This window comes from Vibrio sp. 10N.247.310.98 (genome assembly GCF_041467395.1).
Taxonomy (GTDB): domain Bacteria; phylum Pseudomonadota; class Gammaproteobacteria; order Enterobacterales; family Vibrionaceae; genus Vibrio; species Vibrio crassostreae_C.
Genome location: NZ_JBFSUL010000038.1, coordinates 38,842 through 46,527, shown reverse-complemented (window position 1 = coordinate 46,527; position 7,686 = coordinate 38,842). Strand labels below are relative to the sequence as shown.

9 protein-coding genes are annotated in these 7,686 nt (G+C 45.8%); 5 read left to right on the top strand and 4 right to left on the bottom strand.

The features are described 5' to 3' along the window. Positions 1-247: 247 nt before the first annotated feature. Together AB6E78_RS15145 and AB6E78_RS15140 are read left to right on the top strand one after the other, a co-directional pair. Positions 248-529 carry a type II toxin-antitoxin system Phd/YefM family antitoxin gene (locus AB6E78_RS15145; RefSeq protein WP_011080399.1) on the top strand — a complete coding sequence of 94 codons (282 nt, stop codon included), beginning with the start codon at positions 248-250 and terminating at the stop codon, positions 527-529. Further along, positions 526-813 carry a type II toxin-antitoxin system RelE/ParE family toxin gene (locus tag AB6E78_RS15140; RefSeq protein WP_017064044.1) on the top strand — a complete coding sequence of 96 codons (288 nt, stop codon included), beginning with the start codon at positions 526-528 and terminating at the stop codon, positions 811-813. The genes AB6E78_RS15145 and AB6E78_RS15140 overlap by 4 nt, the downstream gene beginning before the upstream one ends. Positions 814-961: 148 nt before the next feature. Here the strand turns inward: AB6E78_RS15140 and AB6E78_RS15135 are convergent, their stop codons facing one another. Together AB6E78_RS15135 and AB6E78_RS15130 are read right to left on the bottom strand one after the other, a co-directional pair. Further along, positions 962-1,240 carry a type II toxin-antitoxin system mRNA interferase toxin, RelE/StbE family gene (locus tag AB6E78_RS15135; RefSeq protein WP_017064043.1) on the bottom strand — a complete coding sequence of 93 codons (279 nt, stop codon included), beginning with the start codon at positions 1,238-1,240 and terminating at the stop codon, positions 962-964. After that, positions 1,237-1,521 (bottom strand): hypothetical protein, encoded by a 285-nt coding sequence (locus AB6E78_RS15130; protein ID WP_017059448.1) that lies wholly within the window; start codon positions 1,519-1,521, stop codon positions 1,237-1,239. The genes AB6E78_RS15135 and AB6E78_RS15130 overlap by 4 nt, the downstream gene beginning before the upstream one ends. A 185-nt stretch (positions 1,522-1,706) precedes the next feature. Here AB6E78_RS15130 and AB6E78_RS15125 point away from each other — a divergent pair, with 185 nt between their 5' ends. Both AB6E78_RS15125 and AB6E78_RS15120 read left to right on the top strand, forming a co-directional pair. Next, on the top strand, positions 1,707-2,408 hold the full coding sequence (locus AB6E78_RS15125) for a lipoyl protein ligase domain-containing protein (RefSeq protein ID WP_017067567.1): 702 nt from the start codon (positions 1,707-1,709) through the stop codon (positions 2,406-2,408). A 144-nt stretch (positions 2,409-2,552) separates the two neighbouring features. Then, entirely contained in the window at positions 2,553-3,560 is a 1,008-nt protein-coding gene (locus AB6E78_RS15120; RefSeq protein ID WP_050651076.1) for a LacI family DNA-binding transcriptional regulator, read from the top strand. Between the two features lie 73 nt (positions 3,561-3,633). Here the strand turns inward: AB6E78_RS15120 and edd are convergent, their stop codons facing one another. Then, positions 3,634-5,430, bottom strand: a complete 1,797-nt coding sequence (gene edd, locus AB6E78_RS15115) for a phosphogluconate dehydratase (protein WP_372133879.1) — start codon at positions 5,428-5,430, stop codon at positions 3,634-3,636. After that, complete coding sequence (locus tag AB6E78_RS15110; RefSeq protein WP_372104819.1) at positions 5,427-5,951, bottom strand: gluconokinase; 525 nt, start codon at positions 5,949-5,951, stop codon at positions 5,427-5,429. The genes edd and AB6E78_RS15110 overlap by 4 nt, the downstream gene beginning before the upstream one ends. 242 nt (positions 5,952-6,193) lie before the next feature. Here AB6E78_RS15110 and ascF point away from each other — a divergent pair, with 242 nt between their 5' ends. Beyond that, entirely contained in the window at positions 6,194-7,672 is a 1,479-nt protein-coding gene (gene ascF / locus AB6E78_RS15105; protein WP_017064040.1) for a PTS cellobiose/arbutin/salicin transporter subunit IIBC, read from the top strand. Positions 7,673-7,686 lie beyond the last annotated feature (14 nt).

Genomic DNA, 7,686 nt, shown 5'->3' with positions numbered 1-7,686 from the left:
GCAGCTAAAGCCTGGGTCTCACATTACCCGATTGGAGTGCTTATTATCCATACAAACTGTTTAAGAGTGATTCGCAACGCGTGGCATTTTTATTATGCGTTGCGTTCAGTGTTTAAGGCGGTATACGGTAGCATCGGTATTGCGTTGCTCACACCTTAACAGGGCTATAACACAAAATCAGGCTATTGCTCAAAATTGCTATTTGAACTATTATTTGTACATTAAATTGTACCATAGGGAGTTCAACATGAGCCGCATCCATTTTGATCAAGATATTCAGCCTTTGTCTGAATTTCGTGCTGGCGTGACGTCATTTATTAAACAGATTAACGAAACTCGCAGACCACTAGTTATCACACAACGTGGTAAGGGTGTTGCGGTTGTCCTTGATGTTGCAGAATATGAAGCAATGCAAGAGAAGATCGAGTTACTGGAAGAAATGCGTACTGCTGAAGCACAATTAGCTTCAGGTTTAGGTGTTTCCAATGAAGACGCTCGTGCTCAAGTATTGGGGCGCATTAAGAAATGAAAGTAGTCTGGTCACCACTAGCATTACAAAAGTTAGGTGATGCAGCCGAGTTTATTTCACTGGATAATCCAGTGGCGGCAGAAAACTGGGTTAATGAGGTTTTTGATAAAACTGATTTACTCTCAAGTATGCCTGACATGGGGCGAATGGTTCCTGAGCTGCCTCATACCAATTACCGTGAAATTTTGTTTGGTCACTATCGCATCATATATAGCCTTAGCCATGAAATTCGCGTCCTCACAGTACGAAATTGTCGTCAGATACTAACGGAAAGTGACGTGTAGCAATTGTGTCATAACAAGCAATTTAAGAGGGATTCACAACGCTTGGCATTTTTCTTCTACTTCAAATTTAGTGTTTATGGCACAATGCTTTAGGTTGGGTGGAGGCGTTGTTCACCCCTTAATTGGGCTAGTTGCCCAGAGGAAGTAATCAATCCATTGGGAACTTTTGTTTCTGGTGGAGTACGCGCATAATTCGGATAATGTCGCCTTCGATCCAATAGGAGACGATCATTGAAATCTCAGGAATTATAAGTAATTGCCCACGAATGCCGTCTCTCTGTACACCCATTAGAGGCTGCTCAAGCAAGTTTTCTACTTTTGTTTCAATGAGGTTGTCAGCGTTTTCTGCCGCATCAGGGTTGAAGTCATAGATAAACTCAAAGATCCTTTCACGATCATTGAGTGATTCTTCTTCCCATAAAATCATTGCTTACCTCGATTACGTATTCTGGCTTTGCGTTCTTCCATTCGAGATTTAGCAGTTTGGTGTTCAACGAAAACGGATTCTCCTGAGTCAAACTTCTCAAATGCTAGGTTTACTTGTTCAGTTAGCCATGCATCGTGAGATAATGTTTGTCTTTGTTGCTCAGCGAGTTGCTCAGTAAGCTCACGGCAAGCACCACTCAGTGTGCGACCTTGGCTCTCAGCCATCTGTTGAGCTAGGCGTTTTGTTTCTTCATCAACACGAAATTGAATTCTAGTGTCCATGATGTATTCCTTTATTAGTGTGTGTACAAATGTTAGCACTCACCTTTGAGATGGGCAACTGACAAGCTACTATGGCGCCAATAACTAACTTTTGGTGCTATGTTTCATCGCACATAGTCCCATATCTCATCAACCATTGCAGAACGTTAAATGGTAGGTCACCACTATCTGTAGAGGAAAGTGCATTGAAGTTAACCAATAAACTCGTACGTTACCCGCACATTGATGTTGATCGTGCGTTTGAAAAAGAAGCTGAATTATTGCAGCAAATTCAGGCGGGTGAGATTGGACAAGCCTTAATGCTGTGGCAAGCAAAAACGCCGACACTCGTTTTGCCCGCAGGTAAGAAGTGGCCAGTGACGGTCGAGTCTAGAAAGCAACTCGCGGCACAAGGCTGGCAACTCACCTCACGTAAAACGGGTGGTGCTCCCGTTCCTCAACTGCCGGGGATCATTAACTTATCGCACATTTACCATTGGCCTCGTGATGAAGCCTACAACATCCAAAAAGCGTATCTACATCTGTGCAATGTCTTAACCCTGTTTTTTAAAGAACTGGGCATCGATGTGGATGTACACGCGACTCCCGGTTCTTATTGTGATGGTGACTACAACCTCAATATCAATAAACAAAAAATAGTGGGCACGGCGCAGCGTGTTTTGCTTAAACAAGGGGGCGGCCAAATTGTACTTTCGCAAGCCTGTATCTTGTTGGATGTCGACTTAGAGAACATCGTTGCACCCGTAAATTTTTATAATCAAGTTTGTGGCAATCCAACCGTGGTGGACGCGCAAGTTCATACTCCGTTGTCCGCACATCTGACAACTCTACCCAATGTAGACTCACTCTTTCAGCAGTTAAGCCAAGCTTTCATCAAGCATGCGTGATACCAACCTTTCGTTAACGCCAAACTAATTTGCCGATGGTAGAACGATTTCAATACTATGTGTCGATGAGAACGAATGGGTTGAACTTGAGGCGGTGAGAACTTTATAATGTTACTTGTAACATAATAAAGAGTTCAAATAGTTATGACAGAACAGCAGAAGAAAACTCGAACCACACTTCAAGATGTTGCAGACAAAGTGGGGGTCACAAAGATGACCGTCTCTCGTTACATGCGCAATCCCGATTCAGTCGCAGCCAAAACTCGCGTTAAAATTGCAGCGGTTATTGAAGAGATGGGATACATCGAAAACAAAGCGCCAGCTATGCTCTCTAAATCGTCGAGTAAAGCGATCGGTATCTTGCTCCCTTCGTTATCAAACCAAATCTTTGCCGCGTTTGTTCAAGGTATCGAAACGGTTACTAAAGAGAATGGCTACGAGACGTTGCTTGCTCACTTTAGCTATGATGCTGTGGAAGAAGAGGAAAAGATTGCTTCGCTGCTTTCGTATCAAGTTGATGGGTTGATATTGACGGAAAGCCACCACACCCCCCGCACGTTACAGATGATCAAGAATTCAGGTGTTTCTGTTGTTGAAACGATGGAACTCCCAACCAATCCGATCGACATGGTTGTTGGCTTGGACCATATCGATGCTTCTTACCATGTGGTGAAGCGAATGATTGAAGCTGGTAAACGCTCTATTGCTTACTTTGGCGCTCGATTGGATGCGCGAACTAAGCTGCGTTTGCAAGGTTATGACAAAGCGATGCATGAGGCTGGATTAGAGCCTAAGCATGTGTTGACTGAGCAGCACTCTAACTTCTCTTTGGCTGAAGATCTGCTTGATCGCGCTCTTGCGGATTACCCAGATCTAGATGGCGTGTTCTGCACCAATGATGACATCGCGATAGGTACCTTGCTCATTGCCCAGCAACGTGGAATCCAAGTGCCGCAACAGCTATCTGTGGTGGGTTATAACGCGTTAGATATCGGTCAAACCATACGCCCAAAACTGACTAGCGTGGATACGCCACGTTATGAAATAGGTAAGAAAAGTGCCGAGCTACTGCTTGCCCGATTGAAAGGTGAGCCAGTCACGGAAACGGTAGTGGATATGGGCTATCGCATCACGGATGGCGAAAGCGTTTAACCAAGTATCGTGGAAACTGAAAGGGGCATCGAAATGATGCCCCTTTTGCTTTTACATTTAAGTAATGACACAGCTAGACGATAAAACTCGCCCCTTGTTCTGCACTCGAAACGCTTTGGCGCATCACGCTAAATAGGTTGCGCCCCATGGTTTGCTGGTTGGCGTCTGCCTCAAACACCTTCGCTTGGCGAGACTGCATGTCGTTGAGGTTATTGAGTTCGCCACTCGCGCAATCTAAGCGCAGGATATCGCCTTCGCGAACAAGCCCAATAGTTCCTCCTCGAATGGCCTCTGGTGAGACATGAATCGCGGATGGGATCTTTCCTGAGGCTCCAGAAAGGCGCCCATCAGTAACCAGAGCCACTTTAAACCCTTGTTTCTGAACATTACCTAGAATCGGCATAAGCTTGTGCAGTTCAGGCATACCGTTCGCAGCTGGGCCATTGTTTATTACCACAACAATGCAATCTTTGTTGAGTTCACCTCGTTGATACGCAGCTTCTACCTTATGTTGGCAATCAAAAACTGCCGCAGGTGCTTCTATTACACGTTGCTCTTCTGCAACCGCTGACACCTTAATCACTGCGTTGCCAAGGTTCCCTGAAAGGACTCGCGTTCCGCCTGTGCTTTGGAATACCTGTTCTTGGCCTGCAATTACCTCTGCATCTGCCGACTGTTTGCACTTTTTCCACGTTAGCTTTCCATTTTCAAGCTCTGGGATACTCATTTGATCATCAAACGAGCCAAAGGTAGGTGTGACATCTCGGTGCAGTAAGTTGGCTTGATCTAAACGGCGTAACAGCGCGGGAACTCCTCCTGCCGCTTGGAACGCATTCATATCTGCTGGGCCGTTGGGATAAACTCGAGCAAGTAAAGGCACTACATCGGATAGATCGCTGATGTCTTGCCAAGTCAGAATAAATCCTGCTGCGCGTGCTACCGCGACCATGTGAATGCTGTGGTTGGTACTGCCACCTGATGCGAGTAGGGCAACAATGCCATTGATTAAGCTTTTAGCGGTAAAGACTTCAGAAAGTGGGCGGAAGTTTGCGGCTTGTGGTGTCATTGAAGCAATTTCAATGGCGGCATGCTGAGTGAGTGATGCGCGCAATTCAGAGTCAGGGTGAATAAACGCTGAGCCCGGAAGCATCAGCCCCATCGCCTCAAATACCAGCTGATTGGTATTGGCTGTGCCGTAAAAAGTGCAGGTGCCCGCTGAGTGATAAGCGTTGCACTCCATTTCCAGCAAGGCACTTTTTCCTACCTTGCCAGCCGCGTACTCTTGGCGAATGTGTACTTTCTCATCATTGCTGATGCCCGTTGCCATCAAGCCTGCCGGAACAAAAGCGGTGGGTAGATGCGCAAAAGAGAGCGCGCCCATCAGTTGTCCTGGAGCTATCTTGTCGCAAATGCCAAGCAATAGGGTTGAATCAAACACGTTGTGACTCAGTGAAAGAGCGGTCGATTGAGCAATCAAGTCCCTTGAAAACAAAGACATATCCATGCCTGGTTGGCCTTGAGTTACCCCATCGCACATCGCGGGAACACAGCCCGCTACTTGAGAGGTGTGGCCGAACTTAGCTAACGCCTTTTTGATCTGATCTGGATAGTGTTGATACGGCTGGTGAGCGCTTAACATATCGTTGTAAGAGCTGATTAACGCCACATTGGATTTAGTGAGATCAAGAATCGAGCGTTTCTCATCGGAGCAAGAAGCTGCGACAGCATGAGCCAAGTTGCCGCAAGAAAGCCCTTTACCACCTTTGCCAGCAGAGGCTTGGTGTTGGGTTCGGTTTAGAAACGCTTCATGAGTCTCTTTGCTTCGTTCAATTAATCGTTGAGTCACCGCTTGGATGGTTGGAAGGGTCATGCTGTTTCTGCCTCATCAGTCATTGAAAGCACAATCGCAGCACAGTCCACAACGTCATCAATATCGCCATCAATGCTGATGACAACCGTATCTGGCTCGTGATCGGGTCTTTCTAATGTTTCGAACTGGCTTTTAATCATGTTCTCTTTCATGAAGTGGCCTTGGCGCTGACGCATTCGATGCAAGATCAGGTCAATGTTGCCATCTAAAAAGAGAAAGGTGAGGTTTTTGTTCCCTTCGCGAATTTGGTCGCGGTACTTCTTCTTCAACGCAGAACACACAATAATGCCGTGCTCATTTTTACTTTCTAGGCTGTACGCTGCATCACGAACGCGTTCCAGCCATGGAACGCGATCATCATCATTAAGAGGTTGGCCTGACGCCATTTTTTGAATGTTTGCTCGAGGATGAAGGTCGTCACCATCAATGAACTTACGCCCAAGTTTTTTTGCCAACTGCTCGCCTATCGTGCTTTTCCCACAAGCACTGACACCCATGACGATGACACTACTACCAGCCATAACTCAATCCTCTTAACAAATTTGCGCGTGATCTCAATTTTGAACATCGCTTGTAAATATGGCTTTATCTTATAAGCGTTACCGGTAACATGTTACCGGTAACTTAAGGAAGTGTGATGAAGGACACAAAACAACAATTCACAACAATTGTGATTGTTTTTGCATCCTACTGACGGAAAATTAGTCACATCTCACTATATTCGCGTTTAAAAATCACTGGAAAGAGATCTTTGGGGGATAAAATGGCCAACGATTACCGCGCAATTGCGAAATCTGTTGTTGAGCATCTTGGGGGCAAGACAAATGTGGCTGCCCTAACACACTGCATGACTCGACTACGATTCGTTTTACACAGCCAAGATGGCGTCGATATTAACAAGCTAAAAGCACTGAAAGGTGTGATGGGTGTTGTTGATAATGGAGACAAAGTACAAGTTATCATTGGTAACGAGGTATCGTATGCATACAAAGAAGTGATGGCGCTTTGTGAGCTATCCACTGTATCTGAGTCAGAGGTTCCTGCTAAAAAAGAGAAGCTAACGGCTAAGTCAATTGGTGCGAAAATGTTGGACGCACTGGTTGGTACCATGTCGCCTCTTATCCCAGCAATCATTGGCGCTTCAATGGTCAAACTGCTCGCCATGGTACTTGAGATGCTGGGCTGGGTTGAGCCAAATGCACCTACCTTGATTATCTTGAAAGCGATTGGCGATGGCGCCTTCTTCTTCCTACCGGTTATGGTTGCCGCTTCCGCATCGATCAAATTCAAGACCAATATGTCTCTTTCCATTGCGATTGCCGGTGTCTTAATCCACCCGAACTTTATGGAATTGATGGCGCAAGCAGCAGAAGGCAAGCACGTTGATTTCTTCGGTATCCCAATCACGTCAGTGAAATACACCTACACGGTTATTCCTGTACTTGTGATGACTTGGGCTCTTTCTTACATAGAACGTTGGGTAGATAGCATTACCCCTGCTGTGACTAAAAACTTCCTGAAACCTATGCTTATCGTATTGATTGCAGCTCCGGTTGCTATCGTACTTATCGGTCCATTTGGTATTTGGGTTGGTACTGCACTTTCAGCGCTTGTTTACACAATTCATGACACATTAGGTTGGTTGTCGGTTGCTATCATGGGCGCACTGTGGCCTCTACTTGTTCTTACTGGTATGCACCGTGTATTTACTCCAACGATTATTCAAACCATTGCTGAGACGGGTCGTGAAGGTATGGTTATGCCTTCAGAAATCGGTGCCAACCTCGGTATGGGTGGTGCGTGTCTGGCTGTTGCTTACAAAACCAAAAACAGCGCACTAAAGCAGACATCATTAGCCGCAGGTGCTTCAGCTATCTTCGCCGGTATCTCTGAGCCTGCATTGTACGGCGTGCTTGTTCGTCTGAAACGTCCACTTATCGCAACAATGATTACTGGTTTTATCGTAGGTGCATTAGCGGGCATGGGTGGCCTTGCGAGTCATTCGATGGCAGCACCAAGCTTGTTTACGAGTGTTCAGTTCTTCGATGTGAATGACCCAATGAGTATCGTTTGGGTGTTCGGTCTGATCGCATTGTCTATTGTTCTGTCATTTGTTCTAACCCTAGTTTTAGGCTTTGAAGATGTTCCAGAAGATGATGCCGATGAGAAAGCAACTTCAGAGTCAGCAAACAAAGAAGCTGGTAAGGCAGAAGACAAGCCGACAGTAGTGTCCGCGTCTTAATTAGAATTGATTAA

Bases quoted from the DNA above. Each gene is read 5' to 3' on its own strand.
- AB6E78_RS15145 (WP_011080399.1), top strand. From the start codon at position 248: ATGAGCCGCATCCATTTTGATCAAGATATTCAGCCTTTGTCTGAATTT.
- AB6E78_RS15140 (WP_017064044.1), top strand. From the start codon at position 526: ATGAAAGTAGTCTGGTCACCACTAGCATTACAAAAGTTAGGTGATGCA.
- AB6E78_RS15135 (WP_017064043.1), bottom strand. From the start codon at position 1,240: ATGATTTTATGGGAAGAAGAATCACTCAATGATCGTGAAAGGATCTTT.
- AB6E78_RS15130 (WP_017059448.1), bottom strand. From the start codon at position 1,521: ATGGACACTAGAATTCAATTTCGTGTTGATGAAGAAACAAAACGCCTA.
- AB6E78_RS15120 (WP_050651076.1), top strand. From the start codon at position 2,553: ATGACAGAACAGCAGAAGAAAACTCGAACCACACTTCAAGATGTTGCA.
- edd (WP_372133879.1), bottom strand. From the start codon at position 5,430: ATGACCCTTCCAACCATCCAAGCGGTGACTCAACGATTAATTGAACGA.
- AB6E78_RS15110 (WP_372104819.1), bottom strand. From the start codon at position 5,951: ATGGCTGGTAGTAGTGTCATCGTCATGGGTGTCAGTGCTTGTGGGAAA.
- ascF (WP_017064040.1), top strand. From the start codon at position 6,194: ATGGCCAACGATTACCGCGCAATTGCGAAATCTGTTGTTGAGCATCTT.